Annotated in this window: 18 protein-coding genes; 7 read left to right on the forward strand and 11 right to left on the reverse strand. The window is 59.2% G+C overall.

The window, feature by feature from the left end; all coding sequences use genetic code 11:
* From VGG64_00900 to VGG64_00910, 3 genes are all read left to right on the forward strand, one after another.
* Positions 1-400, forward strand: a 400-nt coding sequence (locus VGG64_00900; protein HEY1598128.1) for a His/Gly/Thr/Pro-type tRNA ligase C-terminal domain-containing protein, incomplete at its 5' end; no start/stop codon positions are given.
* Positions 401-486: 86 nt separating this feature from the next.
* Positions 487-987, forward strand: a complete 501-nt coding sequence (locus VGG64_00905; protein HEY1598129.1) for an HYExAFE family protein — start codon at positions 487-489, stop codon at positions 985-987.
* A gap of 131 nt (positions 988-1,118) precedes the next feature.
* Positions 1,119-1,325 (forward strand): hypothetical protein, encoded by a 207-nt coding sequence (locus VGG64_00910; GenBank protein ID HEY1598130.1) that lies wholly within the window; start codon positions 1,119-1,121, stop codon positions 1,323-1,325.
* A 53-nt stretch (positions 1,326-1,378) separates the two neighbouring features.
* On the opposite strand, the gene VGG64_00915 is transcribed toward VGG64_00910, so the two are convergent.
* Positions 1,379-2,119 (reverse strand): NRDE family protein, encoded by a 741-nt coding sequence (locus VGG64_00915; GenBank protein HEY1598131.1) that lies wholly within the window; start codon positions 2,117-2,119, stop codon positions 1,379-1,381.
* Between the two features lie 250 nt (positions 2,120-2,369).
* Here VGG64_00915 and VGG64_00920 point away from each other — a divergent pair, with 250 nt between their 5' ends.
* The 3 genes from VGG64_00920 (at position 2,370) to VGG64_00930 (ending at position 4,742) form a co-directional block, all read left to right on the forward strand.
* Positions 2,370-3,452 carry a hypothetical protein gene (locus VGG64_00920; protein ID HEY1598132.1) on the forward strand — a complete coding sequence of 361 codons (1,083 nt, stop codon included), beginning with the start codon at positions 2,370-2,372 and terminating at the stop codon, positions 3,450-3,452.
* The gene (locus tag VGG64_00925; protein HEY1598133.1) at positions 3,449-3,934 is read left to right on the forward strand and encodes a thiamine pyrophosphate-binding protein; all 486 of its coding nucleotides are present in this window, start codon (positions 3,449-3,451) and stop codon (positions 3,932-3,934) included. The genes VGG64_00920 and VGG64_00925 overlap by 4 nt, the downstream gene beginning before the upstream one ends.
* Before the next feature lie 199 nt (positions 3,935-4,133).
* Entirely contained in the window at positions 4,134-4,742 is a 609-nt protein-coding gene (locus VGG64_00930; protein ID HEY1598134.1) for a thiamine pyrophosphate-dependent enzyme, read from the forward strand.
* 141 nt (positions 4,743-4,883) lie between these two features.
* Here the strand turns inward: VGG64_00930 and VGG64_00935 are convergent, their stop codons facing one another.
* The 6 genes from VGG64_00935 to VGG64_00960 form a co-directional block, all read right to left on the reverse strand.
* Complete coding sequence (locus VGG64_00935; GenBank protein ID HEY1598135.1) at positions 4,884-5,648, reverse strand: TIM barrel protein; 765 nt, start codon at positions 5,646-5,648, stop codon at positions 4,884-4,886.
* A 256-nt stretch (positions 5,649-5,904) separates the two neighbouring features.
* A complete protein-coding gene (locus tag VGG64_00940) occupies positions 5,905-6,573 on the reverse strand; it encodes a hypothetical protein (GenBank protein HEY1598136.1) in 669 nt (222 codons plus the stop codon).
* 141 nt (positions 6,574-6,714) lie between these two features.
* Positions 6,715-7,431, reverse strand: coding sequence for a prolipoprotein diacylglyceryl transferase family protein (locus VGG64_00945; protein HEY1598137.1), 717 nt, complete (start codon positions 7,429-7,431; stop codon positions 6,715-6,717).
* A gap of 103 nt (positions 7,432-7,534) precedes the next feature.
* Positions 7,535-9,013: a radical SAM protein gene (locus VGG64_00950; GenBank protein ID HEY1598138.1), complete on the reverse strand. Its 1,479-nt coding sequence runs from the start codon at positions 9,011-9,013 to the stop codon at positions 7,535-7,537.
* A gap of 6 nt (positions 9,014-9,019) precedes the next feature.
* The gene (locus VGG64_00955; protein ID HEY1598139.1) at positions 9,020-9,394 is read right to left on the reverse strand and encodes a hypothetical protein; all 375 of its coding nucleotides are present in this window, start codon (positions 9,392-9,394) and stop codon (positions 9,020-9,022) included.
* A 247-nt stretch (positions 9,395-9,641) separates the two neighbouring features.
* A complete protein-coding gene (locus VGG64_00960) occupies positions 9,642-10,328 on the reverse strand; it encodes a hypothetical protein (protein ID HEY1598140.1) in 687 nt (228 codons plus the stop codon).
* Positions 10,329-10,854: 526 nt separating this feature from the next.
* Here VGG64_00960 and VGG64_00965 point away from each other — a divergent pair.
* A complete protein-coding gene (locus VGG64_00965; protein HEY1598141.1) occupies positions 10,855-11,913 on the forward strand; it encodes a prenyltransferase/squalene oxidase repeat-containing protein in 1,059 nt (352 codons plus the stop codon).
* A gap of 44 nt (positions 11,914-11,957) precedes the next feature.
* Here the strand turns inward: VGG64_00965 and VGG64_00970 are convergent, their stop codons facing one another.
* The 4 genes from VGG64_00970 to VGG64_00985 all read right to left on the reverse strand — a co-directional run bounded on the left by VGG64_00970 (position 11,958) and on the right by VGG64_00985 (position 17,293).
* A complete protein-coding gene (locus VGG64_00970) occupies positions 11,958-13,322 on the reverse strand; it encodes a hypothetical protein (GenBank protein ID HEY1598142.1) in 1,365 nt (454 codons plus the stop codon).
* 196 nt (positions 13,323-13,518) lie between these two features.
* Complete coding sequence (locus VGG64_00975) at positions 13,519-14,097, reverse strand: sugar O-acetyltransferase (GenBank protein HEY1598143.1); 579 nt, start codon at positions 14,095-14,097, stop codon at positions 13,519-13,521.
* Positions 14,098-14,156: 59 nt separating this feature from the next.
* On the reverse strand, positions 14,157-15,959 hold the full coding sequence (pepF, locus tag VGG64_00980; GenBank protein ID HEY1598144.1) for an oligoendopeptidase F: 1,803 nt from the start codon (positions 15,957-15,959) through the stop codon (positions 14,157-14,159).
* A gap of 227 nt (positions 15,960-16,186) precedes the next feature.
* Positions 16,187-17,293: a Gfo/Idh/MocA family oxidoreductase gene (locus tag VGG64_00985; protein HEY1598145.1), complete on the reverse strand. Its 1,107-nt coding sequence runs from the start codon at positions 17,291-17,293 to the stop codon at positions 16,187-16,189.
* Positions 17,294-17,461: the final 168 nt, after the last annotated feature.

Raw genomic sequence — 17,461 nt, forward strand, 5'->3', positions numbered from 1 at the left:
CCAGGAACTGCCCGGCGTGGGTGCCTCGCTGGGATTGGATCGATTGCTCGCCGGCATGGAAGAGTTGAAGATGATCGACCAGGTATCAACGCCGGCCGAAATCTTCATGCCATATTTCGACGCGGATCAATTGCATTTTTATTTGAGTCTGGCCGCTATGCTCCGCCAGGCGGGTTTAGGCGTCGAGCTGTACCCAGAGCCTAAGAAGCTTGGCCAGCAGCTGAAATACGCCGACCGGCGCGGATTCCGGGCAGCAGTGATCGTCGGGGCGCAGGAACGCGCCGAGAATATCTGCCAGATCAAGCTGCTGGCCACGGGAGACTCAACCAAGGCTTCACTCGCCAACAGCGGAACCGAACTCGTAGCCGAGTTGCGGCGATTGCTCAATGGAGACAAGTAAGATCAATTATCCACGGTTTGAACTGACGATCGTGGATTACTGACAATAGCAAACGGTCAAGCAGTGGCCTCCGACGGATGCTTGCCATGAAACGAGACAACCACTACGAAGCGGCATTTGAAGAATTCTTGCGATCGCGCCACGTGCCTTATGTGGCCGTCGACGAGGCGCGCCGCACTTTGACCGCTGATTCCTCGCTCAAGAGTCTCGATTTCATCGTCTCGTCCTCTCAGGGAAAATCGTGGCTGGTGGACGTAAAAGGGCGACGTTTTCCCTCGGGCGAGCAAAAGCAATACTGGAAAAACTGGTCCACGCGCGACGATCTGGTTAGCCTGTCGCGCTGGGAAAAGCTGTTTGGCGAGCGGTTTGCCGGGCTATTTGTCTTCGCTTACAATATTCATGGTGATCGTTCGCCGCTGCCGAGCGAAAAGCTGTTTGAATTCGACGGCGCGGTTTATGGCTTCGTGGCAATTCGCCTGGAGTACTATGCCGTACACGCCCGGCAGATTTCGCCGCGATGGGACACCGTGGCGATGCCAGTCGAGCAGTTTCGCCGCTGGGCCCAGCCGTTGGACGCGCTGCTGTAAATCGCACCCGTTTGTGCGTACCAACCTTTGAAGCAGAAGTATAGAGAATGGCTGCCGTGACAATGATCCTACGACATGCTGCGATCCTACGACATGCTGCACGCAGTGCACTGCGACCCGTCGTGCTCTGCATGTGCATTACAGTGGGCATTGCCCCGCAAATAGCTCACGCCCAGAAGGAAGGGGGAGCAGGCATCATGGCAGCGCAGGATGCGACGGAGCCAAACTACGTGCTCTCCTACTTTGTGATGGCCATCTTTGGGGGAATTGGTATGTATGTACTTACGAAGCCTAGCCGCCGCACGAATATGGACGAGAAGGAAGAAGGCCCCACCTAAACGCCTCGCTCGCAGTAGCGTGCGACACGCGTCAGCTTCCTTGATCTCAACTCTCACGCGGTGATCAATAGCTTGCGCAACTCGTGCGAGTAGTCCTCATACGGCGTGACGTCGGGCGAGCCTGCGGCAAACTCACAGACGGCTTCCTGGGGTTCGATCGTCAGGGCCAGCAAGGTCGACGAGACCGTGCCCCGTGCGGCCCTTCGCAGCACGATCGAGCGTCCAATTGCATCGGGCCCCTGGCTGCAAACTCGACGCGCAGCAGTGAGAAACGACGGCACGTCGTATGGGGGCGTTGCCGCAAACATTTCCCGCGCCAAAAGCTGTCGTGGGTCGAGCGGACTATTGGCCGGTCCATTCGTGATCAGGTGCAACCCCGGCACCAGCCACGAGATCGACAACTCGTCGCCTGCTTCGACCAGAATGCCGTCACGCGCATCGGCCACGACAAAGTTCGCGCCGGCGTACGCTCCCGTCGTCAGTTCTCGCCGGATAAACTCGCGCGCAATTGCCACGCTGGGCTGTTCCAGCAACTCGCGACAGAGCAGCCCGCGCGAGCGCGGTTGATCGGGCAGGGCAATCTTTGGCCGATTGGTGACGGCCGCCATCATGCCCCGTTCGTTCACGCCCAGCCATGTACCGCCGGCACGTACGTCGACTCCGGCCAGAAACCGCGTGCGGTCACCCTGGACGTGCGGCGGTAGGAACGGGCGATCGAAGAACTCTTCGCGATTGGCCGCCACCAGTAATGGGGCGCGGTCGACAACACGGTGGAAAATTGCGAGTAAGCACATGCCTGAACATTGTATCCACCATGCAGTTAGTTTTCCGCTGCTGCTGTGCTGCGATTGCGGCCCCGGCCGCCTCGCCCCCGGGTGCTTTCGGCGCCAGGGACCCGAGGGCTGATACCTACAGTCGAGAGGTGCCGGGCCGGTCAGTTGCTTCGCGCGGATCTCTCGATGGGCTACCGGAAGGCTATAATTCCAAATGTTCGATTGATGGTCACCGTGATCTGCCGCCGACAGCGCGGCCAGGAAGATTCCTATGCGCTGGTCGTTATATCTAATTGCCGTACAAGTCGTGCTGGCCGCGCCCGCGATGCTGGCCGCGCAATCCGCTAAGCCGGCGCGAATCGAAATCGATCTGGCCACCGAAGAAGGGGGCGCGCCGACGGTTGCGCAACAGTGGTATCAGTTGCTCACCGACCTGAAGGTCAGCAACCTGCGGATCCGCGGAGCCGGTTCGGGCGAAACACCCAAGATCGAGTCCGTCGGATCGGCCGAGGCGCCGGTTTACAAGGTGCAGGGCCTCCTCACTCGCAACGGCGAACTGCTGCTACCGGGCGGCCGCTTTCGCGCCGCCGACAAGGCGCGTGTCGCGGAATGGCTTTCGAAATTGCGACGGGAGGGACCCGATCGCGCCCGCGGTGGACGTCCCTTGCCCTTTGGTCTGACAAAGGAGCAGCTTGCCCAGGTTCATCAGGACCTGGCGCGGCCAGTTTTGATTTCAACCAAGGGAATCAGACCCAGCGACTTTGTCCATCGAACCGCTGACACGCTACATCATCCGCTGTCGGGCGAGGCAGCCGCGGCTGCATTACTTGAAGCCGCCCCCCCGTTGGACGTCGAATTGCGCGGCTTAGCGGCCGGCACGGCGTTGGCTTACACGCTCGAATCACTCGGACTATCGCTGGTTCCACAACTCGATGCGCGCCGGCAACCGTCCTACGCCATCAGCCCGCGGCGTCAGAAACAAGAGCGCTGGCCCGTAGGCTGGCCGGCGCGCGAGCCGCGCCGCGATCTCATGCCGTCGCTGTTCGATTCGGTAGATGTCGAATTGACAGACGTCGAACTTCCGCGGGTTTTGACGGCCGTGGCCGAGCATGTGGCGGCGCCGTTGCTGATCGACGACGCGGCGCTGACCGCCGAAAAGATCGACCTGTCGAAGATCAAGGTCTCGCAGCCCGCGAAGCGGTCGATGTACGACATCGTGCTTCGCCGCGTGCTGGTGCCGCAACGGGTCACGCACGAGGTGCTCGTCGACGAAGCAAATAAGCCGTTTTTGTGGATAACCACAGCGCGAAAGGCCGCCGAGGCCCAAGCCAAGAACAAGGAACCCGCGCGATGATTCTGCCCTCGGCTGCTGTCGTCGCCACGCTCGAGGATCTGGGGCTTACGCATATCGTGTGGCTGCCGGACTCGGCGTTAGGGCCCTGGGAAAGTGCTCTGCTCACGTCAAAGCAGCTTTCTTTGGTGCGTGTCTGCCGCGAGGGGGAAGCCTGGACGATCGCGGCGGGCCTTTTTCTAGGGGGACAGCGCCCGCTGGTCGTGATTCAGAATACGGGTCTGTTCGAGTCGGGTGACGCGCTGCGGAACGTGCTGTTCGATCTGGGCCTGCCACTTTTTGCCTTGATCGGCTACCGCAACTACCTCGTGGCCAACTCGCTTGACACGGCGCGCCGCTTTACCGAGCCGGTACTGCGCGCGTGGGGCCTGGAATACGTCTTGATTGATTCGCCCGACGCGCTACCCCGACTGGCCGAACACTACCGCGCCTGCCAGGCGGCGGGCCGCCCGGGCGTGGCGCTGGTGGCTGAGGGTAAGGGATAGCGTGGTAAGCCGAACGAAGTTTTTTCACCACAGAGGCTCGGAGTCACGGAGAAGCGCGGATTGGAATACAACGACTTATGATCATGAATCTCACGAATAAATACGAGTCACGTCTCTTCTTATTTGTGAAATTCGGATCCGTCTTGATTCCAGTTCTTATCTGTTGTGCTGTGACTCGCTAGGAACAAGGATCATCGAAATGAACGATGCCTCGAAAGCTGATCCTGCCACAACACACGGCATGCCGCTGGTGCCGGCGCTGGAGGTGGTGCGCGACTTGCGCCGCGACGAGATCGTGGTGACCACGATGGGCGCCGCCCGCGAATGGCCGCGGCTTGCGCAGCATCCACTCGACTTCCATTACATTCCCTCGGCGATGGGACACGCGCCGATGCTGGCATTGGGCTTAGCACTGGCTCAGCCGCAGCGCACGGTAGTCGCCTTTAATGGCGATGGCTGCATGCTGATGAGCGTTGGCTGTTTGGTGACGATTGTCGCGAGCGGCGCGCAGAATCTGACGCTTATCTTGCTGGAGAATGGCGTGTACGAAGTCACCGGCGGCCAGCAAACCGCCGCGGCCCAATCGCACGTCGACTTCGCCGTCGCGGCACGGGCGGCCGGCTTCGCCAGCGTCGCGAGCTTCGTCGATTTGGAGTCCTGGCGCGCGGGCGCCAGCCAGGCCTTGGCGATGCCCGGCCCGCGATTCATTCTGCTCAAGGTGGCGCGGGTGGTTGACCACGAGCTATCAAGCCCCGGTCCGATCAAAGAGCGCATCGAACGGTTTCGCTCCGCACTGGGCGTAACGTGATTGGTTCCTGGTTGCGACGAACGTTTGCCAGCGAGGGCACAGAGAGCTTAAAGAAGCATGCGGCGGGAAGTGAGCTGAAGGCCCGGATCGCTTGCTAGCGGGTGAGCATCAGCCCGTTCATCGTTCGGCATTCATCGTCCATCATTTCCCCGCCGTCATCCGTTCCCAGAGCAGTCGGTAGTACTTCATCACGCGCACCGGATCGGCCGTTTGATCTCCTTCTTCGACGAGTGTCCAACCTGAGAAGCCGGCTCCGCGCAACAGGTCGAAGAGCTGTTGCCAGGGATAGGTCGATATCAAATCGTGAATGTGGATCGTTCCCAGCCGGTCTTTGACAAGATCGAAATTTGCCACCAATCCCTCGCCGGCAAGATCCGTTTGATTGCAGTTCCAACAGACGACTGCGCCGGGGTGACGTGCGGCGTCCATGATTGTCTTGATTCGTGGTAGCTGGTCGGTATCGCGACCGTGTACCTCTAGCCGAATGACCTGGCCATACCCTTCGCCAAACGCGGCCAGTTCTCCCAGTGAGCGGCCGATTTGCTCGAGCGTTTGGGCGACCGGCACTTCTTTCGGCAGACCGTTGGGGCGAACCTTGATGCCTGTGCCGCCACAATCATGGCTCAGCTTGATGAAGGACTTGGCCTCTTCGATGTTTTTCTTAAGCAGGGCCGGATCCTGCGAATGAAAATCGCAAGTCGTGCCCAGCCCGACCAGTTCGACGCCGCTATCGGTGAATCGTTTGGCCACATCGCGCCGCTGCTCGGCCGATAGTGCCGGTTCGACGCCATGCTTGTGCGTGGTACGCAGTTCTAGACCGCGGAAGCCCGTCAATTGACAGTTTTTAATGAGGGTTGGCAGATCCCATTCGGCGCCCCACATGTACGTGACGAGACCAAGTTGCATGATGAAATCTCCTGCGGCACCTTCATGGCAAATGCACGGTTCATTATTGGCACCCGCATCTTAACACACAAATACGCAGTCGGGCGCGCATCTTCAGAATGCTAAGGCGGCGAGGAGGCCGCCAAGATCTTTTTTGAAATATCAAACAGCCGCAAGAGGGCAAGCAAATATCCCGTCGCCTCGTCGATCGATGTGGTTGGCGTTATGAACATTTGCCGATTGCAAATCGACAGCGGGGCCATCGTCGTCGCAGACATCATTCGACCGACGATTCGTCCAGGAACTGTGGCGGCCGGCCTGCATTAAGCGGAAAAGAGCTTCGATACTTTCCGTCCGCCCATATCAGCGCCACACGAGTCAACTTGCGGACTCGTTGCCATTCGGCCTGCGACACTCCTTGTTTTCGTTTCTTGATTTTATCGACAGAGTCGCTGAAGAAGTCGGCGATGAGGGGCGCGCCATTGTTGTGGCGTTTCAAGTTTCGATCTCCTTGCACGATGTCGGCCGGAGGCTGCGCACTTCTCGGATAGGTCCAGGACGCGATCAATTGGTCTCCGACGTCGAGCGCGTATTGGCTCACGAGTTCGTCCGGAAACTGCACAAGAATTACTGCATCCAGTTCGTCACTATATGCACTGACGACCAGTGGCTTTACCGACGCGACGATGGCGGCCCGACTGTCACCTAACTTAAGATGTTCGTCGAGGTATGCGAGTTGATCGGCCGTCCACTCAAATTCGGGAAATAGAGCGCGCAACTTTGACTTATCGAGCGAGAATCCGCCCGAGTCCGAGGCCGTTCCCACCAACCGCGGTCGAACCCATGCGGAATCCGTCTTGTTGTGCGGTGGCTCGGCAGTCGCTGCACTTGCGCACAACAACGCGGCCGCTGCTAAGCATTGTACGGCGTTGAAGAATCGATTCATGGGGAACGCCCTCCCACGCAGGACAAAACCGCAAGCCGGAAACGGCACGCCGCCTTTCGCCTGAATCCAAGCCCTCGCATTAGCACCAACGCCGCCCCGCCTTACGCCTCCTGGTTTTGTAGGTGAAACGGATGTCACCATTCAAGCTATCGGCTGCGAAATTCCAGGCCGGCTCCTGTGCGTCACGTCGCGCCGCCACAGACCGGCGAATAATAGAATGATTACCAGCGAGGCCCATTGGTATCCGGTCAGGTCGAGCCACAATGGTTGTTCGTCGCGGATAAATTCAGTCAGAAAACGGTAGCCAGCGTAGACGATTATATAGAGTTTCATCAGGTCGCCGCGAAACAGACCGGCGCTCTGCAGCCAGCCAAGTGCGAGGGCCGCGAGACCATGAAAGGCCGCCTCATACAGCTGGGTCGGGTGCCGAGGCAACGATCCGTGTTGCGGAAATACGACGCCCCAGGGCAATGTGGTCACACTACCGTAACAGCAACCGGCGACGAAACAACCCAATCGCCCCACCGCCACCGAGGCGGCCACGGGCATGGCAAAGCTATCGCCTGTGTGAACATGAATGTCGAGTGACCATTTAGCGACCACCACACCGACGTACCCACCGACCAGGCCCGTCAGGATCGTTTTGCCGTCGCTGAACCATGCTCCGCCGCTAAGCAACTGGTTCCAGTCGGCCAAGGCGAAGGGAAGTTTCGCCCCCAGCATGGCGCCAACAAAAGCTCCTACGCCGATCCCCAGACGTTGCGAAGCGGTAAGAGGCGCACTGCGCTGCGTCAAGCGACTGAGGATGATCCCGGTCGCGATCGCCAGGGCGATAATTGCTTGATAGAGCCACGGCATGGCAACGACTGTTCCTGGCGACGATGAAGAACGAGCGATTTATCGTTCGAGTAGCAATCTCGGCCCGACGGGACGACGCGCACCTGTCCGCACCAGCGCGCTGCTACGCCTGCCTGCTCACCGAAACGGCGATCGCGTTGCGCAATTCCGGAAGCGCGACATGGCCGTCGCGGTACAGGACATTGTACGCGCAGAACGGAATCACATGCCCGCTGGGCAAAACATGATGGATGCAACACTTCATCAGGCGGCGGACGTCGAAGTTATAGGCATCTAAGAACGACGTGATCGTAATGCGAAACACGTCCGATGGCGACAGTTGCTCTGCCAGGGCGCGCGTGAAGAACTCCTCCGCAAGTGAAGCAATTTCAGGGCCCGCACCAGGCATCGCGATCTGAACGATCTGCGCACTGGGTCGGTCGCCGCCGGGATCGCAATTGCCTCCCGCGCAGCAACCCAGCTTATTCAGATACTGTTCGATGAGCTGGCGAGCTCGCGGACGCGTAAACGTGATGCCGTTGGCCAGGATATCAAGGTGATTTTCGGCATCGATGAAACGCGATAGCGGTATCACTCCACGCGGCGAGCGATAGGCGTACGTGAGCGTATGGCAATTGGGATGTGCGCACGGCAACGGCATGAAATCCGATTCGCGAAATAGACCTTCGGTCTGAGTCGCGATGTAGCGGACGACATCTGGAAACGTGATCCGTTGTTCCAATTGCTCTGGCAGCACGAAACGGCCCGAGTACGTCGCTGGTTGAAAGCTGATGCCTGTGATCCAGGGCCGCTCTAAACCAAACCGCACAATCGCGCCGATTTCATGTTCATTGACGGCCGGCTGAAGCGTTGTCACCAACGTGGTTCGCACTCCAGCCTGCCCCAAGCTTTCGAGGGCGCGCAGTTTAATATCCAACAGCGGCTCGCCACGTAGAGCCCGATAACTGTCGTCGCTCAAACCATCGAACTGAAAGTAGATTTCCAGGCGATGTTTATATTCGGCCACGCGCCGCACGAACTCGCTATCGTGCGCGAAGCGTATGCCGTTGGTATTGATCATCACGATGTCGATCGGCTGCGCGCAGGCATACTCGAGCACACGCAAGAATTCGGGATGCAAAGTCGGCTCGCCGCCAGAGAGCTGCAAGACCTCGGGTCGGCCTTCGACCTCGACCAGTCGATCGATGGCCGCGACACATTCCTCGAACGACAGGTGCTTGCCACCCGGTCCGCTGTGTGCGTAGCACATCGGGCATGACAGATTGCACGACGAGGTAATTTCCAGCACGCCGACGCACGTGTGCTGTTCGTGTTCGGTGCATAGCCCGCAATCGTAGGGGCATCCCAGGTCGGGCTCGACTCCCATTTGCGGCGGCACTTTGCCCGGCAGGCTGTACTCCATGCGATCGTAATGACGGGCATCGGAGCAGATAAAGTCCTCGCGCACGCCATGCGTGGGACAGCGCTTGCGAAAGTAAACGCGACCGTCGTCGCGGACAATAATCTTGGCCGGCACCAGTGACAAGCACTCGGGGCACAAACTTTGCGTCATGCCGAGAAATGTGTGTTCGCGCAATTGCATGATTAGCTATTTCGCCTTGGGCCAGATTGCGCGTGATATCCAAATCACGAAAAAGATGAGTGCGACACTGCCGCCAATGAGCAAGAGCTGGACTACGCTGGTTTCATTACGCTGCCCTGCACCTTGCGCGCCAATTGTTGGCAAGAATAGGCTAATGCACGCCATGCAAAACGCCACGAATCCAGCGACGATGACCAACGCCAAAATGAAAATCGAAGTAATAAAAGTTCCAATGCGGGCCCCTAGCGACAGGGGTTTGCCGGCCATCGACGCCAGGCGAGATGCGCGGCGCGTGCGGACCAGCGCCGGTACCGCTATCACCATCAGCGGAATCACTAGCCCCGGCGCCGCGCGAAACAAACCCAGGCAGAGACAAATCACGGTGATGGTCAGGAAAAGAGAGCTCAGTTGAAACTGGCGGGGCGCCTCTGCGGCTGCGAGGGAGTGCCGCGCACCCATCGGGTCGGTCGACTCAGCGGTCGCTCCCGCAATGACACGATCTGGCGACGCGGCATTGCCCGCCAGCATCGCGCCACACAACCAGCATTTGGCGGCTGCGCGGCCAACCTCTGCGCCGCATTCGGAACATCGCTCAAAATCTGGCATGTGGGCGATCTATCAAGCCTCCTTACAGGATACGCGCCGCAAAATCCTCGGCAAAACCACGCACCTGGCGCACCACCTGCCCCAAGATGATCCCGGCAAGCACGAGCGCCGCGAGAAAGATCAATTGCTGGTAGCGGGGCACGGTTAGATCGCGATCCCCGGCAAACCAGCGCGCATAACCAGACAAGCACAGATAGCCTATGATCGAGCCCAGCGTGGCAAACCATACCAGCGATATTCGAAACCGTAGCACCGCCGCCGCGATGATGAGAAAGTATGCCACCAGGAGCGGGCTGCGTGGACCATCAGCCACCATCAGCATGGTGGTCAAAAGCACTAGGTCGGCCCCGGTCGTGACATACTTAAGCGCCGCTGGAAAAACCTGCCATCGCAGAAACAACAGCGCACCTAGCGCCACCATCGTCCAGGCGACGGCCAACCAGGTCACCTGACGGTGAAACTCCATGTCGACGCCAGCAGGTATTTGCCAAGGCCCCCATTCGAGGCCGTAGCAATTTACAAGCTCGATGGCATAAAAAGTCCCGATCGCCGCGATGCGGAGCACGTTGGCTCGCGCCTCGCCGCCATATTCCTGCCACCGCCCCACGATAAACCATTGCCGCTCACCAAGGGCCGACGAGGCAAGTGAAGTTCGCAGATCGGCAGGGGCCTTCGTCACGGGTCGATTGCTTCCGGCTGCCTGTGTCATAGCGTGATTCCTGCCGACAAACGCAATTTCACGCGGTCAATCTAATCCCCAGGCCCAGACATTACCAGATGTCGCTTCCGTGGACCGAGAGCGACAACGACCCGCGACCTACGCCGCTGCGGTTGGCAATTGGTCTCTTGTCGCGTCGGCCTCGAAGAAGTATTTGCCAATCGCAAGTAAGCCGCGCCGATGAATCTCTTGGTCATGCGTGCGCGACGACGACGTGCAGCAGGCCGAACAAACCAGCATTAAGCTTATTCGGACCAAGCCAGCGCATATCATCCGACGTGTCTTGATGACGTCCCGTTCGCTTGAAACGTTCAATGTCTCGACTCTTAACAGGCCCCACTCAATTGGTGCTCGACCAAATCACGTAAATTCGAAAGCCCAATTTTGCCGGATTCCGCATCGCTCGTAGCGCCTTCCGAGTGGTGGGCAGCCCAGGTGGCTGCGGTGTACAATGATGGCGCGTCTTGCCATTGGCCGAGTTCGCGGTAGACCGTTGTCCTCTACAAGGGATCGATCCATGGCCCGCATATACTGGCTCGCAGTGCTTCTTCTTGGGCTCAGCCTCTCGCGGCTCGCGGTGGCCCAGGAACCCTCATCAAGCCCCGCGGCTACGTCCGAGCAGGTTCACCAGGCGGTCGAGCGGGCCATCACTTATTTGCAGGCGGAAAGCGCGGCCTGGCTGAGTACGCGTCAATGCGCCGCCTGCCATCATGCGCCAATGCCGTTTTGGGCACTTGGCGAGGCTGACCGACAGGGCTTTGCGATCGACAAGAAATACCTGGCCGACAAGATCGAATCGTTGCTGGGGAGCAAAGACAAGCTGTTGAGTTCGAAGATTTTTCCGAACCCGGCCGATCCCCCCGACCCGCGCCCGCAGGGACGGGGGCTGAATATGGGGCTACCGTTCCTAGCTGTCGCTGCCCGCTCGTTGCCATCGCTCGAAGAGGGGCAAAAACAAAGCCTGCAGCTGATCGCGGATGAGATCGTCTCGAAACAGCAACCTGACGGCTCGTGGGAGTTTTTTGCCACACTCAGGCGACCACCGATTAACGAAAGCCAAACCACCGACGCCGCCTGGATCATCATGGCGCTCGACGGGGAAACCGGTCCTGACGCACCGGAATCGCAGCGCACGGCGCTATCGAAAGCCATCGCCTGGCTCGAGGCCGCCAATCCTGCCGATCTGCATCAAGACAAGGCTCTGAAAGTTCTCCTGGGGACTCGTGGTGGCAAATCCAGCGGGCAGATGCAGACCACGATCGATGAGTTGCTCGCCCTGCAGCGTGCCGACGGCGGCTGGAGCCAGACTGTCCCGGAATTAAAGAGCGACGCCTTTGCCACCGGCCAGACCTTGTATGTTTTGTCGCTCGCCGGTTACACGGCAGAAAGACCCGAAATCAAGCGAGGAATCGACTTCCTGATCGCCACCCAAGCGGCGGACGGAAGTTGGCCGATGATTTCGCGATCGACGCCCGATGGCTCGCCCGGGAGCTCGAAGTTATTGACGCCGATCACCTGCGCCGCCAGTTCCTGGGCCACACTCGGCTTGGCACGGCTCGTGCCCAAGCGGTCATAGTCGCGACGACTGTCGGCAATCAGGCCAGGGCCTGCTCGTAAAAGTCAACTTTCTGCGTTGTTCTCGAACTTCACGTCCTGCGGCGCTTCGGTGCTTCCTCCTACATGGACGTTCTGCTTATTGTTCGCGATGCGTCCCTTTTGAAACGTTAACGAGCGCACCCAATCGTTCACGGCCACACCCGTTTCGAAGCCTTCCACGTCCACGTTCTCGAACGTCGCCCCGGTCGTGGCGGCGACATAGACGCCGCGAGAATGAGCGGCGCGTGTTCCCCGCAAAAGCACATTGCGGATGATCGGCCGGTCTAGTCCAGGATGAACGGGATCGCGAACCGCATCGTATCCGAAGTTGAGACGCGATCGGTAAACGTTATCCTCGGCTCCGTTCATTACGATCCCGTACATGCGTGCAGCCCCGATCTTGACGCCGTCGATCAAGTATCCCCTATGCGCGACGCTCCTCTGCTCTGGCGGAGAAAATTCAAATCCAAAGTCACCGCCAAACAGCGCAACGGCCGACATGGCTGTTTCGATCTCAAGGTTCTTGATCGTGATGTGATGACACCCCGAACAGCGCACACCGGCGTCGTTGCCGTCGACACTTCGCCCTAGTTTGCCAATGGCGATATTCTCGATCAACACGTGGTGCGGATGTGTGGAAGAAATCTCGTTCTTCTCCCACAGCCGCCTCATTTGCGGCACTTTTTCATCGGCAGTCTCAACGGGTCCTACGGTTCCCCAGTCCAGACCGACTCCTATCAAGGCCTTCTCAGAATCCAGGATGCGAATGTTTTTTATGACGCCATGGTGCGCTTCAGACATCAGCTGGATGCAGGATGCTTCAAAGGGCTGTTGGATGGTAATCTCTTCAATGCGCCAATTTCCAACGGTCGAGAAATGACCAGGCTTGGCGACAGTGCCGCCGTCACCATAGGCCGCTCCCACGCTGACGGCACTGTGCCAAATTGCCTGAGATCCCTTTCCGTTGCTCTCTGTGACCTTGACCGTGCCGTTGCGAATGGCAGATTGATTCGAGAGACGCACGCCGTAACTATTTGAACGCAGATCCAGTTGCAGCGTACTTTCGTTTAGATCCAACTCGACCCCTGCTGGCACCAACAGCGCATGGATCGACGTCTCGCCGGCAATGGAACCCTGGCGCGCGAGACATGTAACGATACTGTCTCGAGCCAGACGAACCGTTCCGCCCCCCATTTCCGCTTGCTTATCCATTGCCTGTTGCAATTCGTCGCCGCTACGCACGCTCACAGAGGCAACGGGCTTGCCAGCGGTTCTCTTGTCTGCGCTCGGCTCGTCAGCGTGCACGAACGTGGCGTGAACTGGCATCGCCCAGATTGCGGTGACGCCAACGGTCGCATCCGACAAAAATCTTCGACGGTTCACATTCATGGTAGGTTCGTTTACTTGGGGGCCGAAGTTGAGCACATTGTCTGGCCTTCGCACGCATAGACGTCGGGACTATTTTGTCGGTCGCAGCACCCAACGCGTTCCTGGGGGAGAAACCTCTTTTGACCTCACCACGTCGCGCGATACTGCAATCGCCGAAACGCGCGGCCTACCAGTTACTCGGACACGCCGCGTGTGCTTACATCTGGCGAACAACCCGGGCTGGATTACCAACGGCGACCACATTGGCGGGCAGGTCCTTCACCACGACGGCGCCGGCACCGACCACGGTATTGTCACCGATGGTTACGCCCGGGCATACGATCACGCCGCCGCCCAGCCAGACATTATTGCCAATAGCAATCGGCTGGGACCCTTCCCACTTCGTCCGCCTGGGCTCCGGTTCGAGCGGATGGGTGGCCGTAAGAAGTTGCACGTTGGGACCGATCTGCACGTCGTCGCCAATCGTGATCCTACCGACGTCCAGCGCAATAAGTCCCCAGTTTGCGAACGTTCTCGCACCGATATGCGTCTGGTAGCCGTAATCGCACTGGAATGGTGGCCGGATCATAGTGCCCTCGCCGACCGAACCGAGCAGTTCGCGGAGGAGGCGGTAGCGCGCCTCGTGATCATCGGCGGCCACGGCATTGAATTGGGCCGTCAACGTCGCTGCGCGATTGCCATCCCTCACCAGATCTGGATCATTGCCAAGATACTGGTCCCCGGCGAGCATTCGCTCGCGGTGCGAACGGCCGTCAAGGTGAAATCGTGCATCCATCGTGCGATCTGCGGACAAAGAGGTAGTACGTTTGCCGAGAAACCGGCAAACGTGGCGACCTACAGCAACTCGTCCAATTCCTCCACCAGCCGACGGAAATAGGCCAGCGCCGTTTCAACCGGTTCTGGCTTTTCCATGTCGACCCCCGCATCGCGCAACAGGTCGAGCGGATCTTTCGAGCAGCCCCCTTGCAAGAAGCTCAGGTAGTCGCGCACTGCGCCGTTGGCACTCGAGGTCACGCGCTCGGCCAGGGCGATCGCGGCTGACAGTCCAGTGGCATACTTATAGACGTAAAACGCGTGATAGAAGTGTGGGATGCGGAAGCATTCTAGCGACAACTCCGGATCGAGCACGAAGTCGGGACCAAAATACGCTTCCAACAACTCGCGGTAGACGCTTTTGAAACGGTCGACCGTCAATGGCTCATTCTGCTCGGCCAGCTCGTGCGTGATCTTCTCGAATTCGGCGAACATCGTCTGTCGCAAAATCGTGCCGCGGATCGCGTCGATTTCGCGATTAATCAGAAACGCCCGTTCGCGATCGCTGCGGGCGTTGCGCATAAGGTGCTTCGACAGCAACTGCTCGTTGAACGTGCTGGCAACCTCGGCAACGAAGATCGTGTAATTGTAGTACGGAAACGGCTGCGTCTTTGCTGAATAATACGAGTGCATCGAGTGTCCCGCTTCGTGCGCAAGCGTAAACACGTGATCGAGCACGTCGGGCTGGAAGTTCATCAGAATGTAAGGGTCGCCGTCGAACGATCCGGAACTAAAAGCCCCGCTCTGCTTACCCTGGTTCTCGTAGCGATCGCACCAGCGGCCTGCCAGACCGCGCTCAAGGACGCCGCAGTAGTCGCTTCCTAGTGGCTCGAGTGCTTCTACCACCACTTTGACCGCCTGGTTCCAGGTGTGGCGCGATTCGAGCTCGCTGAGAATCGGCACATAGGTGTCGTAGTGATGAATGTCCTTGAGCTTCATCTTGCGCCGGCGCAGCTCGTAGTAACCGTGTAGCGCAGGCAGATTGTGACGCACGGCGGCAATCAGATTGTCGTAGACGGTATGCGGCACTTTATCGGGAAACAACGCACCAGCCAGAGCACTGGGGTAGGCCCGCGCGCGGGCGTAGTAGACATCGCGCTGGATTGAGCCAGAGAGCGTCGCCGCGAGCGTATTCTCATGAGCCTGGAATTGCTGGTAATACTGCTCGAAGGCCGCTTGCCGGACGGCCCGCTTGGGCGAGTGCAGTAGCGCCGAAAATGAAGCGTGGCTTAGTTCGATCATCTCGCCGCGGTCGTTCTTGATGGCGCCGAACTTGAGATCGGCGTTATTCAACTGGCGGAATACTTGGCTTGCGGTGGCCGCCATTTCGCTTTGCATCGCCAGCAGCTTCTCTTCGCCATCACTGAGCGTGTGCGGCTTGTATCGCAGCAGCCGTTCGAGCAACAAGCGGTAAGGCGCAAGCTCCTTGGCCGCCATGAATTTCTTCATCTTCGCCGCCGGGATGGCCATGATCTCGGGCCGTATGTAGCTCGCCACTTGCCCGGCGCGGCTGGAGGCATTCTGATAGCGCCCTTGCATCCGTTGATAGGTGCTGTTGGCCGTATCTTCAGCGGTCTTCAGAAACGCGTACGTCCCTAGTCTCTCGCCCCCGCGATCCATTTCAATATCGAATTTCAGGCAGGCTGCGATCTCCTTGGGGCCATTGCCGAGCTGGCCACGGAATTTGTCATAGCCACTGATGCGGCGTTCCCAGCGTTTGAACGCGACCTCCCAGGCATCGTCATCCGGAAACAGACTGTTCAGGTCCCACTGGTCGGCGACCTTTACCTGGCTACGCTTGGGAAGTTGCTTGATCTTGGTCATGATTTGTCTATCGGACAGAATGAGAAGGATTTACCGCGCGGAGACACTGAGAAGCGAGTTAGCAAAGAAGCGAAGGCATTCGACCACGAATCAGACAGATAACACGAATGAAATGAAGTTCCGCATTCGTTTCATTCGTCAGATTCGTGGTTAAGCTCGTTTGTCAAAATTCATGGCGTCAAGTCTCTGTGCCTCCGCGCCTCCATGGCGAATCGTCCGTGATCTGATTAACGCGGCAGGTCGACCCAGCGGCGCTCGCTGTAGGACTTCAGCACGGCGTCGGCCACTCTCTGGGCACGCAGCCCATCAAGGAAACTAGGCACGGCCGGGCGGCCTTCGACGATGGCCGAGACGAATTCCCAGGCCAGGTCGTAGCGGAACACCGTGGCAGGCTTGCCGTCGCGCGGATTCCTCGGGCTGCCCGCCGGCTTCAAGAACTGCTCGGGCACCTCGACCGGCGACAAATCGTGGCCTGTCGATCCGCGCAGAATCACATTCGGTTCGTGCAGCCGATAGACGGCCGAGCCAGTCGAACCGTTGATCTCGGCCCACTCGTGACCAAAGCCATCACGATGATAGCCCTTGGCCAGCGTGGTGCCCTCCCACACGCCCACGGCGCCCCCTGCGAATTCGCCCAGGAATGCGGACCAATCATCGACATCCGAGGGAGCGCAAGACCGGCCATCAGGAGTCTGCGTGCGCTCGGCGAATCGAGCGATCGCGCCGGATACGCTGTTGATCGGCCCCAGCAGGTCCTGAGCGAAATCGATGCGGTGGATCGTCATGTCGAACAGGTCGCCGGCGCCCGCTTTATCCTGGTATTGGCGCCAGCCCCAACTCGTTTCGGGCAAATCCAAAAACCGTTGCGAGCGAAAGTGCCGCAACGTGCCCAACTCACCGCGCTCGACCAGGTGCTTGAGATATCGCATCGCCGGCGCAAAGCGATAGGTGAATGCCGTCATGTGTACGACGCCGGCCGACTCGGCTGCCTGTAGCATGTCGTCGACTTCGGACGCGTTCAAACCGAGCGGCTTCTCGCACATCACGTGCTTGCCCCCTGCGGCGGCCGCGATGGCAATCTCTTTGTGCGTGAAATTCGGCGTGGCAATCAGTACTCCATCGATGTCTGGCGCGGCGCAGATCTCGTGATAGTCCGTTGTGACGCGGTCGATGCCCCAGTCACGACAGCGCTTTTCCAAGAGCTTGGGGTCGGCATCGCAAGCAGCGACCAGTTCGGCGCGAGGGTCGAGCCGGATACCAGGCACGTGGTGGTAATCGCTGACGGCGCCGGCGCCAATGATGGCCAGGCGCACACGCTTCGTAGTAGTGCTCATTGTCGTGGTATTCAAGAGCCGCGGGGGGCGAAGGAAACGGAAAGCGTACGGCTTTCGCCGCCGATCGACAAGCGGGCGGTACACGAAGCGAGGTCCCCAGCCGCCGGAAGAAGTCCAGACAACCACGAACAGTACGGGTCACGCGAATCACAGACGGTATTTCATTTG

It is taken from the genome of Pirellulales bacterium (assembly GCA_036490175.1).
Taxonomy (GTDB): domain Bacteria; phylum Planctomycetota; class Planctomycetia; order Pirellulales; family JACPPG01; genus JACPPG01.